Raw genomic sequence first — 17,668 nt, 5'->3', positions numbered from 1 at the left:
CAATACTAGGTTGCTGTTATTTTTATATTTTTATTCGCTACATAATTAACTACCAACTATAATGAAAAAAGCTTTAGCCCTATTATTTATTGTCGTTTTTTCTTTTGCTAGTTGTAAAAAAACAACAACTAATAAAACTGCAACAACTGAAGACACGTATGTTAAAAATCATTACAACAAAAAAGAAGTAAAAATTACAATGAGAGATGGTGTTAAGTTACACGCTACCATATACTCACCAAAAGACACCAGTAAAACCTACCCTATTTTACTACAACGTACTCCGTATAGTTGTCAACCCTATGGAGAAGATAAATTCAGAAAAAAAATTGGACCAAATCCCGTTTTAATGAAAGAAGGAAATATTATTGTTTACCAAGATGTCCGCGGGCGTTGGATGAGTGAAGGTGTGTATGACAACATGCGTGCTTACATTCCTAACAAAACAGAAAAACAAACCGATGAAACTACCGATACTTACGATACGATTGATTGGTTAGTAAACAATGTACCTAACAATAATGGAAATGTAGGAACTTGGGGAATTTCATATCCTGGGCATTACGCTACTGTTTCTGCAATTGATGCACATCCAGCCTTAAAAGCAGCTTCTCCACAAGCATGTATCGGCGATTTCTTTTTTGACGATTTCCACCATAACGGAGCTTTTCTATTAAGCTATTTTAGAGCAATTTCTTTATTCGGAACTTATAAAGATCAACCTACCGATTCTGCTTGGTACTCATTTCCTGATATGAAAACTCAAGACCAATATCAATTTTTCTTAGATAAAGGTCCTTTAAAAAACTTAAACGAATATTTCCAGTACGATAAGTTAGATACTAAAGTTACTGAAAACAAAGAACGCATTGACGATTTCTTTTGGAAAGAAATTGTAGAGCATCCTAACTATGACTCAGTATGGCAAAGTAAAGGAATCATTCAACATTTAGATAAAGTTCCTTCTACCGTAGCAACAATGATTGTAGGTGGTTGGTTTGATGCTGAAGACCTATACGGACCGTTAGAAACTTACAAAGGGATTGAGAAAAATCAACCTAATAACTACAATACTATTGTGTTCGGTCCTTGGGATCATGGCGGATGGTCTAGAAATAAAGTAGCTAACAAAGTTGGTAACTATTACTTTGGAGATTCCATCTCTTTAAAATTCCAAAAAGAAGTAGAAACCAAATTCTTCAATCATTTCTTAAAAGAAGATGGAACTAAAAACTCTGGTTTACCAGAAGCTTATGTATTTGATACAGGTAAAAAAGCATGGAAATCATACGATGTATGGCCTCCTGAAAATGCTCAAAAACAAACGTTTTTCTTGTCTGAAAATCAAGAATTATCTACAGAGCAAAAAGGATATGATAAAATTAGTTTTATCAGTGATATTAAACGTCCAGTACCTTATTCAGAAGATATAAAAACGGTGTTTACGCCGCGTAAATATATGACTGATGACCAACGATTTGCCGCTCGTAGACCTGATGTATTAGTATTTGAAACTGATGTATTAGCTGAAGATTTCACACTTGCTGGTGATATTTTAGCAAAGCTACAAGTAGCAACTACAGGTTCAGCTGCCGATTGGATTGTTAAAGTTGTTGATGTACATCCACACGATTTGAAAAACGACAATAAAGAAATGCAAACACACTTAAAACTAAGCAACTATCATTTAATGGTACGTAGTGAGGTGATGCGTGGGCGTTTTAGAAACAGTTTTTCTAATCCAGAACCATTTACTCCAAATCAAAAAACAGCGGTAAATATTAAACTACAAGATGTTTTCCATACGTTTAAAAAAGGACACAAAGTACAAATACAAGTGCAAAGTACGTGGTTTCCTTTAATCGATTTGAATCCGCAAACCTACGTAGACAATATTTACAAAGCAGACGAAAAAGACTTTAAAACACAAACGCATTCGGTATTTACTGACTCTAGTATTGAGTTTACCGTGCTAAAATAAAAAACCTTTTTATCCATATAAAAACTCACAATACAACCTATGTCTTGTGAGTTTTTTGTTTTCCTTATTTATTTTACGCAACCTTTTTTCAATACATGCATCTATACTTTAAGTTGTATAACTTAAAATGATAAAAAGGCATCTACTTCTTCTAACCTTTGTTGAATTTTTGTCTTTAAAAACACGCAAAACAATAACATAAATTATCAAATGGTTTTCTCTACTTATTAAGTATTGAAATTCATCACTTTAAAATAAAACAGTATATTTAAGACACTGATAAACAAAAGTCTTAAATGAAAAAGAAAGCTAAAATTATTGGATTTTGTATTACTTGGTTTGCCATTATTACTCAGTTTGTTTTAATGATCATAAACAGACAAACTGATGTCCAAGAAGCAATTATTCGTTTTTTTAGCTTTTTAACCAACACACTAACCGCTTTATTCTTTATCTGTAAGATTACAAGAAAAATGAATATTTTCAATAATACTAATCGTTTCACTCATTCTTATGAGTTTTTTAATTTTAATCGAAAAAAAATAAATAAAACAATAAACCACTAATAATGAACAAAAACATTTTCATAGTACTACTTGTATTCTCTTTAATATCTTTTTCTTGCGCTTCGTTAAAAAATAAGAATAACAATAAACTTTACGAAGCTACTTGGGAGTTAGAATATATTTCAGGACCTCGAATTGCTTTTCAAGGGTTGTATCCAGACAAAAAACCTACCATTTCTTTTAACAAAGAAACTCAAAAGGTTGAAGGAAATAATAGCTGTAACGGATATTCAGCATCCTATACATTAGAGCGTGAATCTATTTCTTTCAGTGATCCAGGTCCAGCAACCATGATGTATTGTGGTCAAGGCGAACAAGTATTTTTAAATACTATTGAAAAAGTTAATAAATTTAGCATTGATGAAGAAGGAAAACTTAACTTACAAATTAATGAAGTACCAATAATGCGATTTAAAAAAACAGAATAACATGAAAAACTTCTTACCAATACTACTAAGTGTATGTTTAATAGCCGTCTCTTGTTCTAATAAAAAAGAGAAAAACAAAACACTAGAAAACACAGTATATTCCGATTCTGTAAACCAAGTAAAAGCTTCAAACAATAAGCAATTTGTAACTGATACTTACTTTAAAGCGTACGGAGTTGAACCTTTTTGGAATGTGACAATTTCTGACAAGATGATTACGTTCAAAACACCTACCGACTCTATTTTTACTCCGCATACAGAACCTATTTATGCGCAAGACAACAATGTAAAAATGTATTCTTTACACACAGAATTAGCTGCCATTAAAATAGAAATCATTCAAATGGAATGCATCAACGCTATGTCGGGTAAATCATTTCCTTATTCAGTAACTTTAAAATACAAAAAAGGCAATGAAACTGAGTTTACAACCTTAGAAGGATGCGGACAATACATTACCAATTATCGCCTACACGATATTTGGGCTTTAGAAGAATTGAATGGTGCAAAAGTTAACAAAGACGATTTTGGCAAAGAATTACCGTATATAGAAATAAATGCTGCTGAAAATAGCTTTATGGGAACTTCAGGTTGCAATAGAATTATGGGTAAACTGTTTTCAGAAAGAAATAAAATTAGATTTACAAATATTGCTTCAACAGAAATGTTATGTGCTAAGGGTAGCGATAAAGAACAAGAATTTACAAAAGCGTTGGCTAGTACTATTTCTTATACAATTAATAATAACCGCTTAACACTTTCTAATCCTGATAAAACATTATTAGTATTCAAAAAGGTTGATTAAGAATTACAAAAACTCTCAATAATTTATTGGGAGTTTTTTATTTTCTATATTTGAAATAAAAAGTGCTATTATACCTACCTTATAATTGTATAAAAACACCAAAAGTACTTATATAAACAAGTTGTACGCAATTTGAATAAAACGCAACTGATTAAAAACATTAATGGATAAAACTCTTAAAATTATTTCTCTGACTTCATATTCTCTCATAATTCTTATGGGACAAATGATTGGACTTCCATTTATTTTTTGGTTGATATTTACAAGTTTTGAATTTGGAAATAGCGACCAGATATTTGCGGTTTTTGGACTAATCGGGCTAGTCCTGAACTTTACCAAATATGGAAAATCGAGACTTGGAAAAATATTAAGTTTTATTCTTATGATTTTACCAATCGCAAGACGACTGACTGAAACATCGATTGAAAGATTTAATTATTGGGCTTTTCAGATTCCACTCTTGATTTTTGTAATTACTTATCTGATTTATATAATAAAACGGAATGAAAATAAAAAACTGCGTACAACAACGTGTAAGCGCAATAACGGCTGAATTTCCTAATAGGGAATTCGACTCGTTTTGCTAAATTAGTTGCGTCATTAACGGAAAAATGCGCGAGTATTTTCCCGTTAATAACACTTACACAAAACTGTTACAACCACTTCAAAAACTCCTCTCTAGGAATTTCTCTGGCACCTAAACTTGCTAGATGGTCGTTATACACTTGACAATCGATGAGTTTATAGCCTCCTTTTTGTGCTAAATGGATAAACGCTACTTTACTCATATTACTTACTTTGCTAAACATACTCTCACCACAAAACACCCCGTTTCCTAAATCTACTCCATACAAACCTGCAACTAATTTATCGTCCATCCATACCTCAATAGATTTTGCATAGCCTTTGTCGTGTAGGTTTATGTAAGCATCTTCCATTTCATCGGTAATCCAAGTACCTAATTGGTCAAAACGATCAATATGTCTGCAATTAAAAATAACATCGTCAAAAGCTTTGTTTTCCGTTATCGCAAAACCGCCTTTTCGCAATACCTGTTTCATCGATTTGGAAATCTTCACTTCCTCAGGAAACAACACCATACGCTCCCATGGAGAATACCAAACAATCGGTTCCCCTTCATTAAACCATGGAAAAATTCCATGTTGGTAGGCATACACCAATCGCTCAACTGACAAATCACCGCCCAAAGCCAGTAAACCATCATCAGTAGCCAACTCATACGGAGGAAACTCTATTTTTTCAGAAAGCCAAATCATTATTTTAGATAGTTAGATTATTGGATTATTAGAATAGTAATAATCCCAACAAATATATAGCACTTCCTACTACCATTGCAATAAGCGTATACGGTAAAATCTCTTTTGCTTTTAATTTTGTGATTCCCAGTAAAGGTAATGCCCAAAAAGGTTGTAACATGTTGGTTATTTGATCTCCATATGCCAGAGCCATAATTGCCTTAGGTAACGGAACCCCTAATTTTAACGCACTTTCTACCACAATAGGACCTTGTACAACCCATTGTCCTCCTCCACTCGGTACAAAAATATTGATCAAACCAGCACTAAAAAAAGTAAATATGGGTAAGGTAGTTGCGGTTGCTATCGACACAAAGAAGTCAGAAATTAAAGTAACCATTCCCGTACTTTTCATCACGCCCATAATACCAAAATATAACGGAAACTGAATTAAAATTCCAGATACATCACTAATTGACTCTCCCACAGCGTTGGTAAACTTTTTAAAACTTCCGTGTAGCATAATTCCCAACCCTAACATAAAAAAGTTGATTAGGTTAGGCGTAATTTTTAACTGCTGAATATCTGCCCAATAACGATAACCAAACGCTACTAAAATCAATACCCCAAAAGCAATAGCTAACCATTGAGAACTATCTAGTTTTTCTGCTTGGGTACTAACCTTTTCATCAGTATGCATTTTATATTCTGGTAAATTAATCGCTGTAGGAGTTGCTTTCTTCCCTAAAAAATAAAAGGTTGCCGATACCGCAGCTACTACCACGAAAAAAATCAGCAAATTCCACCAACTAAAAATCGTTTGAGAATAATCAATCACATCAGGTATTTGAGCTAAAACCTCATCTGAAGAAACCGATTGCATAATACTTTTTATATGCCCGCTCTCGTTAATTTTTATGGGTGCAGAACCTGAAATTCCACCATGCCAAACCATCAATCCCATATAACCCGCTGCTCCAATAATTGGATAGTTTAATTTGATATTATGTTGTTGCGCATGTTCTGCTACTTTACGTGCCAACAAAGCACCAAAAATGAGTCCTAATCCCCAATTAAAAAAAGCTACCAACATAGTAGTACAACTTACAATGGCTGCACTGTTTGCTGTGTTGGTACAGAATTTTGTTACTTTTAAAATTAAATTACTCACAGGCTTACTCAACACCAATACATGCCCTAATACCAAAATCAACATCATTTGGTAAGCAAAAACGAGTAATCCGTTAGACCAAATTCCATTTTCCCAAAATTGTAACACCTCTAAAGAATAGGTAACTACAGAGCTTTCTTCTGGTTTTGTGAAAAACAGTGCTAATAAAAGAGTTACCAGTGTTAATAATATAGCGATGGTAAAAGGTGAGGGTAAATATTTTTTAAAAACATTCTCTATAACCTGCGTAATTTTCATAGTATAGGGTTTGATTTGCTAAAATAATTAAATAGACTGAATCTTATTTTAACTAGTTTTGCAGTATGGTAAAAGAACTTCAATTACGTGTTAATTTAGTAGAAGAACGCAAAGACAATATTTTACAGCTAAAAGCTGCTAAGAAGCTAGGTATTAATATAGCTGATATTACTAGCGTAAAAGTGTTACGTAAATCGATAGATGCACGTAAAAAAGAAGTTATTTTTAACTATAAAGTAGCGGTATACATCAACGAACCGCAACCAAATACTCCTGATTATATTTTTGAGTATCAAGATGTATCGAATGCAAAAGAAATTCATATTGTAGGCTTTGGTCCTGCGGGAATGTATGCAGCACTTCGTTGTATTGAATTAGGATACAAACCTATCGTGTTAGAACGTGGTAAAAATGTACAAGATCGTCGTAGAGATTTACGTGCTATTAACCAGTTTCATGAAGTAAACCCTGACTCTAACTATTGTTTTGGTGAAGGTGGTGCCGGAACCTATTCTGACGGAAAGTTATATACAAGAAGTTTAAAGCGTGGTGATGTTCGTAAAATATTTGAAAACTTAGTATATCACGGTGCTACCGATCAAATTTTGGTAGATGCGCATCCACACATAGGAACTAACAAACTTCCGAAGATTATTCAAAATATTCGTGAAACGATTTTAAAACACGGTGGAGAAATTCATTTTGAAACTCGTGTTACTGATTTTATCGTTAAAAACAACAAGCTACAAGCTATACAACTCCAAAACGGAACGGAAATGGCTGTGAATGCTGTTGTTTTGGCTACAGGACATTCTGCAAGAGATATTTATGAACTGCTACATAAAAAAGATATTTTACTAAAAGCGAAATCGTTTGCTATGGGAGTTCGTGTAGAACACCCACAAGAAATTATCGATCAAATTCAATACAGTTGTTCAGGTCAACGTGATGAGTTACTGCCTGCTGCTGCGTATAGTTTAGTTCATCAAGTTGGAAATAGAGGAGTGTATTCTTTCTGTATGTGTCCTGGTGGGTTCATCGTTCCTGCGGCAACTGCCAATGGTGAGGTTGTGGTAAACGGAATGTCGCCTTCGCGTCGTAATAACAAGTTTGCCAACTCTGGTATTGTAGTTGAAATTAATGTAGATAAAGATTTACCAAAGTATGAGAAATATGGAGTTTTAAAAGGCTTACAATATCAAAAAGATTTAGAAAAGTTAGCATTTAACGCAGGCGGAAAAAGTCAAGTTGCCCCAGCGCAACGTTTAACTGATTTTGTTGAAGGTAGATTATCTTCTTCTTTAAATGATTGTTCATATCAACCAGGATTAAATTCTTCTCCGCTACACTCGTTACTTCCTAAATTAATTGGAGGTAAATTACGCAAAGGTTTTGCTGCTTTCGGGCAAAAAATGCATGGTTATTATACTGCAGAAGCCAATATTGTTGGAGTAGAATCTAGAACCTCATCACCTGTTAATATTCCAAGAAAAGAAAACCTTGAACATCCACAAATTGAAGGGCTCTTTCCTTGTGGTGAAGGTGGTGGTTATGCGGGTGGTATTATTTCGGCTGCTATGGACGGTGAACGCTGTGCTGAAGCTGCAATTGCTAACCTATAATAATTAACAAATATTTGTTGGCGTAATTTCTAATTACCTCGTACTTTTGCTATTCCTAAAAATTAGAGGCTTTTTAGCGATGAGTAAAAAAAGTAAAAGATATAATAAAAAGAAAATAAATAAGCCGCATTATAAACGTTTGCACAACTATTATAATCGCACTGGTTTTTACATGTTTATTTGGGTTAGCTTAAAAAAAGCTTTTTGGCCAATTGTTGGGGTGGTTATTGGATTATTATTATTTAATAAATACGTTTACAACATCAATGATGGTTTACAAACCATGACTGAAACCTTTTCTAGAACAGGGGTTTTAATTACTTTTTTCATATCTGAAACGATTTTAGGATTAATTCCGCCAGAAATTTTCATCGCTTGGTCTAAAAAAACAGAAGATCCTATTGTAAATATTTCTTTGTTAGCAACCCTTTCTTATCTGGGAGGTTTATGCGCTTATTTTATAGGAAGAACCTCTTTAAAAATTGATTCTGTAAGAAATTACTTAGAAGTTAAAATGGCTAAAAACCTTAAAAACACAAGTAAGTGGGGAGGTTTTTTAATTTTAGTAGGAGCTTTATTACCACTTCCTTTTGCTATTAGCTGTTTAACTGCTGGTATGATTAAATATCCATTTAAAAATGTAGTTTTTGTTGGCTTATTTCGTTTTGCACGTTTTGCCATTTATGCTTGGGCTATATTTTCTGTAGTAAACTAATATAATATGGCACTCAATAACAACGACATTTTTAAAAAGCTAAGAGTAGCACACAAATTAAGAGACACTGATATTATTGATATCTGTGCTTTGGTTGATTTTAAAGTTTCTAAATCTGAAATTAATGCTATTTTTAGAAAAGAAGATCACCCAAAGTATATGGAATGTGGCGATCAGTTTTTACGAAATTTTTTAAACGGGCTCATTATTCACCTACGAGGCCCAATGCCTAAAAAGAAACAATAAATTATAAAAAAACCTTCTGAACTCAATCAGAAGGTTTTTATTTTCCCCTTAAATTCCTCACTCAATCTTTTATCGAATGATTATGTTACAAATATATAGCTGTCTTTTGATATGGTAAAAGGTATATCCGTAAACAAAAATGTAGTTTTCCGCAAAACAAAAATGTAGTTTTCCGCAAAACAAAAAAGAGCGCAAAAATTGCGCTCTTCTTTTTTTATTTATAGTACCAGAATCAAACTCCTGACACCTTATACCTTAAAATGGTAAATCATCTGGTTCGTTAGCAGATAAATCTGGAGCTGGCTCAAATTGATCTGCTGGTGGAATATTTTGAGGTGCAGCCTGTGCCAAGTTTTCAATTCTCCATCCTTGTACTGAGTTAAAATACTTTGCTTCTCCTTGAGGGTTAATCCACTCTCTTCCTCTTAAATTAATAGAAACCTTAACATCTTGTCCTACTTGATAACTGTTTAACAAATCACATTTATCTTGAAGAAATTCAATTAAAATCATTTGAGGATATTGCTCATCGGTCGTAACTACCATTTCACGCTTTCTAAATCCGTTAGATCCAAATGTTTGTGTTTCGTTAATTAATTTGATTTTCCCTATTACTTCCATTTCTTATCTATTTAATTAAAAGTACCTTCCAAGCACTTTCTACATCATTATTTTGTAAATACTCTTGTGCAAAAATATGTTTTTTTTCAGTTGGAATACCCACAAGCTGTGTATGTTCTTTCGCAAAGTTATTAACAGCTTCATCGCTAGGTAACTGTTCAACATTCCCTAACATTCCAAGATTATTACCTGTTAACACATTACTGTTTCTTATTTCTTCAGGAATTTGGTCTACTCCAATTCCTAGAGTTGTTAAAGGTTTCGGAATTTCAAAAAAACCATCTCTAGCTCTACTGTAATAACTTCCTCCTGCTCTTGCTACTAAATCTATTTTGTATTGATCTATGCTTCCATCTTCTGCTAATACATCTTCATTTATGTGAAGTTTTACTACCTCACAAACAATTAAGTTTCCTGCTCCGCCTTCTTCTCCTGTATAAATAATGTCTTTAACTTTACACTCAAACTGTACTGGTGATTCTGCTACTCTAAATGGCTTTACTTCATCCGAAGGTAACATTGTAAATCCTGCTTTAACAAACTCATTTACTCCCTTAGGGTACATCGTACTACTTAACGACATTTGTTGTACAATATCATAATTTACTATATTAATAACAACTTCTTTAGTCGCTTCAGCATTATCTAACGTATGTTTGGTTGTGTTATCTCGTACACTTCGTGCCGGAGAGAAAATCATAATTGGCGGGTTTGCACCAAACACATTAAAAAAACTAAATGGTGATAAATTAGGGTTTCCTTCTTTATCAATGGTGCTTGCAAAAGCAATTGGTCTCGGAGCCACAGCTCCTAATAAATATCCATGGAGTTTTGAAGTTGGTATATCTTTAGGGTTTATTGATAACATTCTCTAATATTTTAGTGTAAATATACTACAGTTTTACTTAACTTTATTTTTACTATTTTTACTTTATGAAAAACAAGTATGACCAACTTAATATTGAATATATAGAAACGAAAAATGTTTCTCTTTTTATTAAATTAATATCTGTTTTTTTGATTCTAATTTTTGCTTTTATCCCTTTAGCAGAATTAATTGATACACTAGACTATAATTACGCTGCCCCAAATACAATAGATACTTGTATCTTTGAATGGCATCATTAACCTTTACAGTTTAAATCGCTTTCACAACAAAATTAACAATAGTTTTAATTGAGCTAAAATTTCAATTATCATATTATCCTACAGAATAGTTTATATTTGATTGATGGCATTTTTTAAAAACACTTACTGGGTAAAACGTATTGCTATTAGCATTTCTTTACTTCTCGTTTTATTTATTTTATGGAACACCTATGTGTTCTTTCAAAAATTTAAAAAAGATGAACGCTCTAAAATGGAGATTTATGCTACTGCCATTAAAGAAGCTACCGCTAATTCTGACTCTAATGGTAGCTTTAACTTAGTAACAAAAGTTTATCAAACGATAGAAAACATTCCTACCATTTCAGTTCATGAGAATGGTGATATTAAAGAATTTAACAATCTAGATTCTATTAAGTCAAAAGACCCCAAATACCTTCAACAGCAATTGAACATTATGAAAAATCAAAATGAGCCAATTGTAATCGAATATTTAGGAGTTAAAGAATACATTTATTATAGAAATTCCGACCTTTTATACAGACTAAAATATTACCCACTTGCATTAGTACTTATTTTAGGACTTTTTTTAACCATAATTTACATGGTTTATAAATCGAATAAAGTTGCCGAACAAAATAAGTTATGGACAGGTATGGCCAAAGAAACGGCACACCAAATAGGAACCCCACTCTCTTCCTTATTGGGTTGGATAGCTATTTTACGTGCTGAAAATGTAAGTAGCGATTATGTTGATGAAATTGAAAAAGATGTTCGCCGTTTAAACACTATTGCCAACCGTTTTTCTAAAATAGGTTCGTTGCCTGAACTAAAGCAGCATAATATTGTTACTATAACCAAAACGGCTTTCGATTACTTAGAAAACAGAAGTTCAAAACAAATTTCTTTTTCTTTTATTACTGAAAAAGACGAGTTCTTTTGCAACTTGAATACAGAACTTTATGGTTGGGTAATTGAAAACCTTATTAAAAATGCTATTGACGCTATGCAAGGTAAAGGTAAAGTTACCGTAACCATCGCTGAAACATCAAAAAGCATTAAAGTATTAGTTTCTGATACTGGAAAAGGAATTCCTAAATCACAGTTTACACAAATATTTAATCCTGGATTCACCACAAAAAAACGCGGTTGGGGACTCGGGTTATCGCTCTCTAAACGAATTATTGAGGATTACCACAACGGAAAAATACATGTATTAAAATCAGAACTAGGAAAAGGAACTACGTTTGAAATCTTATTGAATAAAGTTTAGTTTTTTTCTTCAAATCTTTTTCTCATTGTAAAACCAAAAAGAATACCTCCTATCCCCCATAAAATTATTCCTACAACAACACTTTTAACTGTTATTTCTTTACCTTGAAACCAAGGAAAAACAATGACTATCATTAAAAACATAGTCACTCCCCAAGTTAAACCTGTTTTCACCCACTTTTTCATAGCTTTTTATTTATTTAAAATTCTTGGCAATTCCTTCTGCTACTGCTACAAACTCTTCTTTTGTTAATTTCTCTTTCTTTACAAAACGAATATCTTCCATCGTATGTAACGGAATTAAATGCACATGCACATGAGGCACTTCTAAACCAATTACACTCATCCCAATACGTTCACATGGAATAGTTTTTTCAATAGCTTTTGCTACTCTGTACGAAAAAGACATTAATCCGTTATACTCTTCTTTCGATAAATCAAATAGTTTATTTTCTTCTCGTTTCGGAATTACCAACGTATGCCCTTTTGTATTTGGATTGATATCTAAAAAAGCAAAATAGTTATCATCTTCTGCTATTTTGTACGATGGAATTTCTCCGTTGATTATTTTAGTAAAAATACTTGCCATTTTATGCTATTTTGTGTTTAGTAAAAATAAAAAAAGCGCTGCATAAGCAACGCTTTTACAATAATTATTTTAAAAAAATCTATCTAGAAATTTCAACTATTTCAAACTTCATTATTCCATTAGGAACTTGAATCTCAGCTATTTCACCTACTTTTTTACCCAATAACCCCTTACCTATAGGTGAGTTTACAGATAATTTTCCGTTTCTTACATCGCTCTCACTATCAGCCACTAAAGTATAAGTAAACTCCATACCGTTAGTGGTATTTTTAATTTTAACTATTGAATGAATTAAAATCTTAGACGTATCTAACTGACTCTCATCTATAACACGAGCACTAGCTACTACATTTTTTAGTTTTGCAATTTTTGTTTCTAATAGCGATTGCTCTTCTTTAGCTGCATGGTATTCTGCATTCTCACTTAAATCTCCTTTATCGCGAGCATCAGCAATTTCTTGAGAGACTCTTGGTCTTTCAACTTGCTCTAAATGCGCTAATTCTTCCTTAAGTTTTTTTAATCCTTCCTCCGTATAATATGATACATTACTCATCTTTTCTCCTTTTTTTAAATTATAAACAAAATTCTATATGCTTTACTCAACATTTAGCCAAGAAGCATATAAATTTTCTACCTAAAACCCTGTGGGTTAAATTTAAAAATCCCACGCCGTAAGGAATGAGATTGTCACACAAATATACAAAATATTTGTAACTTCGTCACGTTATGATATCAACTCTGTACTAAAAACAATGAAAAAATTCTTTTACTTATTTTTTGTTATAATATGTTTCAACTGTAGCGATAACACTCCAATAAATAATTGTTTTTCTGGAATAACAATGGATGTTGTTATAGACATAACTTCCCCTGAGTTTAATGTTGAACCATATAATTTACTTGTTCCAGGAGGTTATTCTATTAATTATATCGCAGGAAGAGATATTTTAATTTTAAATTTGAACAACAATGATTTTCGTGCTTTTGACCTACAGTGCCCTGAAAGAGATTGTAGTTCTCCTATGACTTATGATGGACTCCTTATAGAATGTCAGTGTGATGGTAAATTATACAACCGTTTACATGGAGGGGCTCCTGAAGATGGAAAAGGTTGCTCAGCATTAATGTATTTTGCTACTCCTTTAAGTGGAAATCGATTAAGAATATCTCGTTAATACTATTTGTACTAACAATTAGATTCTTATTTTTGCAGCAACAACAACACAATTAACACATTTATCGTGAAAAACTACTTTTCTTCAAACTTTAAATTGGGTGTTCTAGGAGGCGGCCAATTAGGAAGAATGTTACTTACCGAAACGCAAAAATTCGATATCTATACTGTTATTTTAGACGGAAATGCTGACGCTCCTTGTGCTCAGATATGTAACGAATTTCATCAAGGAGATTTATTGGATTATGATACTGTTTACAATTTTGGAAAACAAGTAGATTTGTTAACCATAGAAATTGAAAACGTAAATATTGATGCTTTAGATGCTTTAGAAGCTGAAGGGGTAACCATTTTTCCAAAGCCTAAAAACTTAAGAACTATTCAAAATAAAGCACACCAAAAGGTGTTTTATCACGACAATAATATCCCTACGGCTGACTTTTCTAGGTTTACTTCTTTAGAAGAGTTAAAACACGCTATTAGTAACGATGCTGTTACGTTTCCTTTTGTATGGAAATCTGCTCGATTTGGATATGATGGTAATGGGGTAAAAATTGTTCGTGCCATCAGCGATTTAGAAAACCTACCTACTGGTGAGTGTATTTCTGAAAAACTAGTTCCTTTTAAAAATGAATTAGCTGTTATTGTTGCAAGAAATGCAAGCAGGGAAACCAAAACCTATCCTGTAGTTGAAATGGAATTTCATCCAGAAGCTAATCAAGTAGAATATGTAATTTGTCCTGCAAGAATTGAGGATGCAGTTGCCAAAAAAGCGCGCGAAGTTGCTTTAAAAGTTGCTGATGCTTTTGATTTTGTTGGCTTGTTAGCTGTGGAAATGTTTCAAACTAAAGATGACAACATCTTAGTAAACGAAGCTGCCCCTAGAACTCACAATTCAGGGCATTATTCAATTGAAGCAAGTTATACTAGTCAATTTGAACAACATTTACGTAGTATTTTAAACCTTCCATTAGGAAATACCGAAAGTAAAGTAGCCGGAATCATGGTGAACTTAGTTGGTGCTGAAGGCTATACTGGTGATGTAGTATATGAAAACATCGAAGAAATTTTAAAGATTGACGGAGTTACCCCTCACATCTACGGAAAAAAGACAACCAAACCTTTCCGTAAAATGGGACACGTAACTATTGTTAATGAAGATATAAATGAAGCGAGAAAAGTCGCTCAACAAGTAAAAGAAACTATTAAGGTAATAGCAAAATAAACACTCGACTACGCTCGAGATGACAAAAACATAAAATTATGGTAGGAATTATCATGGGAAGCGATTCAGATCTTCCAATTATGCAAGAAGCAATTGATATTTTAGAGAGTTTTGATATTCAAGTAGAAGTAGATATTGTATCTGCACACAGAACTCCTGAAAAATTATTCGATTACGCTAATAATGCACACAAGCGTGGCGTACAAGTTATTGTTGCTGGTGCTGGAGGTGCTGCTCATTTACCTGGAATGGTAGCTAGTATGAGTCCGTTACCAGTAATTGGAGTTCCTGTAAAAAGTAGAAACTCTATTGATGGTTGGGATTCTGTTTTATCTATTCTTCAAATGCCAGGAGGTGTTCCTGTGGCTACAGTTGCTTTAGATGGAGCTAAAAATGCGGGTATCTTAGCTGCTCAAATTATTGGAGCTTCAGACAAATGTGTATTAGACAAAATAATCGCTTATAAAGAAGGCTTAAAACTGAAAGTTGAACAAGCTTCTGAAAGAGTAAAAAAATAAGTACCTTAGTACAATATTAACTTGAAGACCTCACAGATTTATTATTTGTGAGGTTTCTTCAATTTTTTAAACTAAATTTTCATGACTAAAAATCCACTTTTACAAGATTTTAATACTCCCCCTTTTTCTCAAATTAAAGAAGAAGATTATAAACCCGCTATAAAGGAAGCTATACAAATAGCAACAAATGAAATTAATGCTATTGTAGAGAATCCTGAAGCTCCAACTTTTGAAAACACTACGGTTGCTTTAGATAATACTGGTAATACGTTGGATAGAGCTACTTCTATCTTTTTCAACTTAAACTCTGCTGAAACAAATGAAGAAATTCAAAAAATAGCGAAAGATATTTCGCCTTGGTTAAGTGAGTTTAGAAACGACATGATTTTAAATGAAGAATTGTTTAAACGTGTAAAAAACGTATACGATCAATTATCTGATTTAAACCTGACTCCTGAACAAGAAATGCTGCTAGATAAGCAATACAAAAGTTTTGCGCGTAACGGAGCGAATTTAAATGAAGATGATAAAGCTGAACTTCGCAAAATTGATGCTGAGTTAGCAAAATTATCACTACAGTTTGGAGAACATGTATTGGCTGAAACCAATGCTTTTGAATTATTAATTACCAATGAAGATAATTTAGCTGGTTTACCAGAAAGCGCTAAAGAAGCTGCTAAAGAACTTGCTAATTCGAAAGGTAAAGAGGGTTGGATGATTACCTTAGATTATCCAAGCTATATTCCTTTTATGACCTATGCTGATAATAGAGAGTTGAGAAAAAAGTTAGCAATAGCTTTTGGTAAAAAAGGGTTTCAGCAAAATGAATATAACAATGAACAAGTTGTAAAAGACATTGTAACCCTACGTCATAAACGTGCCAATCTATTAGGTTATAAAACCCACGCTCATTTTGTATTAGAAGAGCGTATGGCTGAAACTCCTGAAAAAGTAATGGAGTTTTTAAATGAGCTATTAGAAAAGGCCAAACCTGCTGCACAACGTGAGTTTAAAAACTTAGAAGCGTATGCTAAAAAATTGGATGGAATTGACCAACTGCAAAAATGGGACGGTGCTTACTATTCTGAAAAACTAAAAAAAGAGTTATTTAACTTAGATCAAGAGTTACTAAAACCTTACTTTAAGTTAGAAAATGTAATTGATGGTGTGTTTACTGTTGCTAACAAATTGTATAATTTACAGTTTGAAGAAATTGACACTATTGACAAGTATCATGAAGATGTAAAAACGTATGCTGTAACAGATACTGATGGTAATTTTGTTTCGTATTTCTATGCAGATTTTCATCCAAGACCAGGAAAACGTAATGGTGCGTGGATGACTTCTTATAAATCACAATACATGAGTAACGATACTAACGAAAGACCACAAGTCTCTATCGTTTGTAACTTTACCAAACCTACGCAGACTAAACCTTCTTTATTAACTTTTAACGAGGTTACTACCTTATTCCACGAGTTTGGTCACGCCTTACACGGAATGCTTGCAAATACGACATATAAAAGCTTATCAGGAACTTCTGTTTCTTGGGATTTTGTAGAGTTACCTAGCCAAGTTTTAGAAAACTGGTGTTACGAAAAAGAAGCGTTGGAGTTATTTGCAAAACATTATGAGACAGGTGAGGTTATTCCTATGGAATATGTTGAGAAAATTAAAGAATCTGCAAGTTTCCATGAAGGAATGCAAACCCTGCGTCAATTAAGCTTCGGATTATTAGATATGTCTTGGCACTCTGGAGATTCTCCTGAAACAATTACTAATGTTAAAGAATTTGAAACGAATGCTTTCGCAGAAACTAAATTATATCCTGATGTAGCAGAAAACTGTATGAGTACTTCTTTTTCTCATATTTTTCAAGGCGGATACTCAGCTGGATATTACTCTTACAAATGGGCAGAAGTGTTAGATGCTGATGCTTTTGAATATTTTAAAGAGGAAGGTATTTTTAACAAAGAGGTTGCAGATAAATTTAAAAACAACGTATTATCTAAAGGAGGAACAGAAGAGCCTATGGAATTATACAAACGTTTTAGAGGAAGAGAGCCAAAACCAGATGCTTTATTAAGACGCGCTGGACTCTTAAAATAATTTTA

Annotated in this window: 19 protein-coding genes; 12 read left to right on the top strand and 7 right to left on the bottom strand. The window is 32.9% G+C overall.

What is annotated here, in order from left to right; translation table 11 throughout:
- Nucleotides 1-61 precede the first annotated feature (61 nt).
- From N534_RS0100295 to N534_RS0100280, 4 genes are all read left to right on the top strand, one after another.
- Nucleotides 62-1,981 (top strand): CocE/NonD family hydrolase, encoded by a 1,920-nt coding sequence (locus N534_RS0100295; protein WP_028890569.1) that lies wholly within the window; start codon nucleotides 62-64, stop codon nucleotides 1,979-1,981.
- Between the two features lie 296 nt (nucleotides 1,982-2,277).
- The gene (locus N534_RS0100290) at nucleotides 2,278-2,547 is read left to right on the top strand and encodes a hypothetical protein (protein ID WP_028890568.1); all 270 of its coding nucleotides are present in this window, start codon (nucleotides 2,278-2,280) and stop codon (nucleotides 2,545-2,547) included.
- A gap of 2 nt (nucleotides 2,548-2,549) precedes the next feature.
- Complete coding sequence (locus N534_RS0100285) at nucleotides 2,550-2,975, top strand: META domain-containing protein (protein WP_028890567.1); 426 nt, start codon at nucleotides 2,550-2,552, stop codon at nucleotides 2,973-2,975.
- 1 nt (nucleotide 2,976) lies between these two features.
- Nucleotides 2,977-3,780, top strand: a complete 804-nt coding sequence (locus N534_RS0100280; protein ID WP_028890566.1) for an META domain-containing protein — start codon at nucleotides 2,977-2,979, stop codon at nucleotides 3,778-3,780.
- Nucleotides 3,781-4,433: 653 nt separating this feature from the next.
- Here N534_RS0100280 and aat read toward each other — a convergent pair.
- Nucleotides 4,434-5,057, bottom strand: coding sequence for a leucyl/phenylalanyl-tRNA--protein transferase (gene aat, locus N534_RS0100270; protein WP_028890564.1), 624 nt, complete (start codon nucleotides 5,055-5,057; stop codon nucleotides 4,434-4,436).
- 28 nt (nucleotides 5,058-5,085) lie between these two features.
- Nucleotides 5,086-6,465, bottom strand: coding sequence for a short-chain fatty acid transporter (locus N534_RS0100265; protein WP_028890563.1), 1,380 nt, complete (start codon nucleotides 6,463-6,465; stop codon nucleotides 5,086-5,088).
- A gap of 65 nt (nucleotides 6,466-6,530) precedes the next feature.
- On the opposite strand from N534_RS0100265, the gene N534_RS0100260 reads away from it, so the two are divergent.
- The 3 genes from N534_RS0100260 to N534_RS0100250 all read left to right on the top strand — a co-directional run bounded on the left by N534_RS0100260 (nucleotide 6,531) and on the right by N534_RS0100250 (nucleotide 9,048).
- Nucleotides 6,531-8,087, top strand: coding sequence for an NAD(P)/FAD-dependent oxidoreductase (locus N534_RS0100260; protein ID WP_028890562.1), 1,557 nt, complete (start codon nucleotides 6,531-6,533; stop codon nucleotides 8,085-8,087).
- 79 nt (nucleotides 8,088-8,166) lie between these two features.
- Complete coding sequence (locus tag N534_RS0100255; RefSeq protein WP_028890561.1) at nucleotides 8,167-8,802, top strand: YqaA family protein; 636 nt, start codon at nucleotides 8,167-8,169, stop codon at nucleotides 8,800-8,802.
- 6 nt (nucleotides 8,803-8,808) lie between these two features.
- The gene (locus N534_RS0100250; RefSeq protein WP_028890560.1) at nucleotides 8,809-9,048 is read left to right on the top strand and encodes a DUF1456 family protein; all 240 of its coding nucleotides are present in this window, start codon (nucleotides 8,809-8,811) and stop codon (nucleotides 9,046-9,048) included.
- 255 nt (nucleotides 9,049-9,303) lie between these two features.
- Here N534_RS0100250 and N534_RS0100245 read toward each other — a convergent pair whose 3' ends face one another.
- Together N534_RS0100245 and N534_RS0100240 are read right to left on the bottom strand one after the other, a co-directional pair.
- The gene (locus N534_RS0100245; protein WP_028890559.1) at nucleotides 9,304-9,669 is read right to left on the bottom strand and encodes a DUF3127 domain-containing protein; all 366 of its coding nucleotides are present in this window, start codon (nucleotides 9,667-9,669) and stop codon (nucleotides 9,304-9,306) included.
- A 7-nt stretch (nucleotides 9,670-9,676) separates the two neighbouring features.
- Complete coding sequence (locus tag N534_RS0100240; protein WP_028890558.1) at nucleotides 9,677-10,537, bottom strand: flavin reductase family protein; 861 nt, start codon at nucleotides 10,535-10,537, stop codon at nucleotides 9,677-9,679.
- A 363-nt stretch (nucleotides 10,538-10,900) separates the two neighbouring features.
- Here N534_RS0100240 and N534_RS0100230 point away from each other — a divergent pair, with 363 nt between their 5' ends.
- Complete coding sequence (locus N534_RS0100230) at nucleotides 10,901-12,049, top strand: HAMP domain-containing sensor histidine kinase (RefSeq protein ID WP_028890556.1); 1,149 nt, start codon at nucleotides 10,901-10,903, stop codon at nucleotides 12,047-12,049.
- Here the strand turns inward: N534_RS0100230 and N534_RS0100225 are convergent.
- The 3 genes from N534_RS0100225 to greA all read right to left on the bottom strand — a co-directional run bounded on the left by N534_RS0100225 (nucleotide 12,046) and on the right by greA (nucleotide 13,190).
- Nucleotides 12,046-12,234 carry a hypothetical protein gene (locus tag N534_RS0100225; protein WP_028890555.1) on the bottom strand — a complete coding sequence of 63 codons (189 nt, stop codon included), beginning with the start codon at nucleotides 12,232-12,234 and terminating at the stop codon, nucleotides 12,046-12,048. The two genes, N534_RS0100230 and N534_RS0100225, sit on opposite strands and share 4 nt — an antisense overlap.
- 10 nt (nucleotides 12,235-12,244) lie before the next feature.
- Complete coding sequence (locus N534_RS0100220) at nucleotides 12,245-12,637, bottom strand: HIT family protein (RefSeq protein ID WP_028890554.1); 393 nt, start codon at nucleotides 12,635-12,637, stop codon at nucleotides 12,245-12,247.
- A gap of 79 nt (nucleotides 12,638-12,716) precedes the next feature.
- On the bottom strand, nucleotides 12,717-13,190 hold the full coding sequence (gene greA / locus N534_RS0100215) for a transcription elongation factor GreA (protein WP_028890553.1): 474 nt from the start codon (nucleotides 13,188-13,190) through the stop codon (nucleotides 12,717-12,719).
- A gap of 199 nt (nucleotides 13,191-13,389) precedes the next feature.
- Between greA and N534_RS0100210 the strand changes: the two genes are divergently transcribed.
- The 4 genes from N534_RS0100210 (at nucleotide 13,390) to N534_RS0100195 (ending at nucleotide 17,663) form a co-directional block, all read left to right on the top strand.
- Nucleotides 13,390-13,812, top strand: coding sequence for a hypothetical protein (locus tag N534_RS0100210; protein ID WP_156025509.1), 423 nt, complete (start codon nucleotides 13,390-13,392; stop codon nucleotides 13,810-13,812).
- Between the two features lie 66 nt (nucleotides 13,813-13,878).
- The gene (locus tag N534_RS0100205; RefSeq protein ID WP_028890551.1) at nucleotides 13,879-15,036 is read left to right on the top strand and encodes a 5-(carboxyamino)imidazole ribonucleotide synthase; all 1,158 of its coding nucleotides are present in this window, start codon (nucleotides 13,879-13,881) and stop codon (nucleotides 15,034-15,036) included.
- A 38-nt stretch (nucleotides 15,037-15,074) separates the two neighbouring features.
- Nucleotides 15,075-15,554 (top strand): 5-(carboxyamino)imidazole ribonucleotide mutase, encoded by a 480-nt coding sequence (purE, locus tag N534_RS0100200; protein WP_028890550.1) that lies wholly within the window; start codon nucleotides 15,075-15,077, stop codon nucleotides 15,552-15,554.
- An 81-nt stretch (nucleotides 15,555-15,635) separates the two neighbouring features.
- A complete protein-coding gene (locus N534_RS0100195) occupies nucleotides 15,636-17,663 on the top strand; it encodes a M3 family metallopeptidase (protein WP_028890549.1) in 2,028 nt (675 codons plus the stop codon).
- The last annotated feature ends 5 nt before the right edge of the window (nucleotides 17,664-17,668 follow it).

The organism is Tenacibaculum sp. 47A_GOM-205m (assembly GCF_000518405.1).
In the GTDB taxonomy this organism is placed as follows: domain Bacteria; phylum Bacteroidota; class Bacteroidia; order Flavobacteriales; family Flavobacteriaceae; genus Polaribacter; species Polaribacter lutimaris.
This window is presented reverse-complemented; position numbering and strand designations above follow the sequence as displayed.

Excerpts from the sequence above, each read along its gene's own strand:
- N534_RS0100295 (WP_028890569.1), top strand. The coding sequence starts at position 62 with ATGAAAAAAGCTTTAGCCCTATTATTTATTGTCGTTTTTTCTTTTGCT.
- N534_RS0100290 (WP_028890568.1), top strand. The coding sequence starts at position 2,278 with ATGAAAAAGAAAGCTAAAATTATTGGATTTTGTATTACTTGGTTTGCC.
- N534_RS0100285 (WP_028890567.1), top strand. The coding sequence starts at position 2,550 with ATGAACAAAAACATTTTCATAGTACTACTTGTATTCTCTTTAATATCT.
- N534_RS0100280 (WP_028890566.1), top strand. The coding sequence starts at position 2,977 with ATGAAAAACTTCTTACCAATACTACTAAGTGTATGTTTAATAGCCGTC.
- aat (WP_028890564.1), bottom strand. The coding sequence starts at position 5,057 with ATGATTTGGCTTTCTGAAAAAATAGAGTTTCCTCCGTATGAGTTGGCT.
- N534_RS0100265 (WP_028890563.1), bottom strand. The coding sequence starts at position 6,465 with ATGAAAATTACGCAGGTTATAGAGAATGTTTTTAAAAAATATTTACCC.
- N534_RS0100260 (WP_028890562.1), top strand. The coding sequence starts at position 6,531 with ATGGTAAAAGAACTTCAATTACGTGTTAATTTAGTAGAAGAACGCAAA.
- N534_RS0100255 (WP_028890561.1), top strand. The coding sequence starts at position 8,167 with ATGAGTAAAAAAAGTAAAAGATATAATAAAAAGAAAATAAATAAGCCG.
- N534_RS0100250 (WP_028890560.1), top strand. The coding sequence starts at position 8,809 with ATGGCACTCAATAACAACGACATTTTTAAAAAGCTAAGAGTAGCACAC.
- N534_RS0100245 (WP_028890559.1), bottom strand. The coding sequence starts at position 9,669 with ATGGAAGTAATAGGGAAAATCAAATTAATTAACGAAACACAAACATTT.
- N534_RS0100240 (WP_028890558.1), bottom strand. The coding sequence starts at position 10,537 with ATGTTATCAATAAACCCTAAAGATATACCAACTTCAAAACTCCATGGA.
- N534_RS0100230 (WP_028890556.1), top strand. The coding sequence starts at position 10,901 with ATGGCATTTTTTAAAAACACTTACTGGGTAAAACGTATTGCTATTAGC.
- N534_RS0100225 (WP_028890555.1), bottom strand. The coding sequence starts at position 12,234 with ATGAAAAAGTGGGTGAAAACAGGTTTAACTTGGGGAGTGACTATGTTT.
- N534_RS0100220 (WP_028890554.1), bottom strand. The coding sequence starts at position 12,637 with ATGGCAAGTATTTTTACTAAAATAATCAACGGAGAAATTCCATCGTAC.
- greA (WP_028890553.1), bottom strand. The coding sequence starts at position 13,190 with ATGAGTAATGTATCATATTATACGGAGGAAGGATTAAAAAAACTTAAG.
- N534_RS0100210 (WP_156025509.1), top strand. The coding sequence starts at position 13,390 with ATGAAAAAATTCTTTTACTTATTTTTTGTTATAATATGTTTCAACTGT.
- purE (WP_028890550.1), top strand. The coding sequence starts at position 15,075 with ATGGTAGGAATTATCATGGGAAGCGATTCAGATCTTCCAATTATGCAA.
- N534_RS0100195 (WP_028890549.1), top strand. The coding sequence starts at position 15,636 with ATGACTAAAAATCCACTTTTACAAGATTTTAATACTCCCCCTTTTTCT.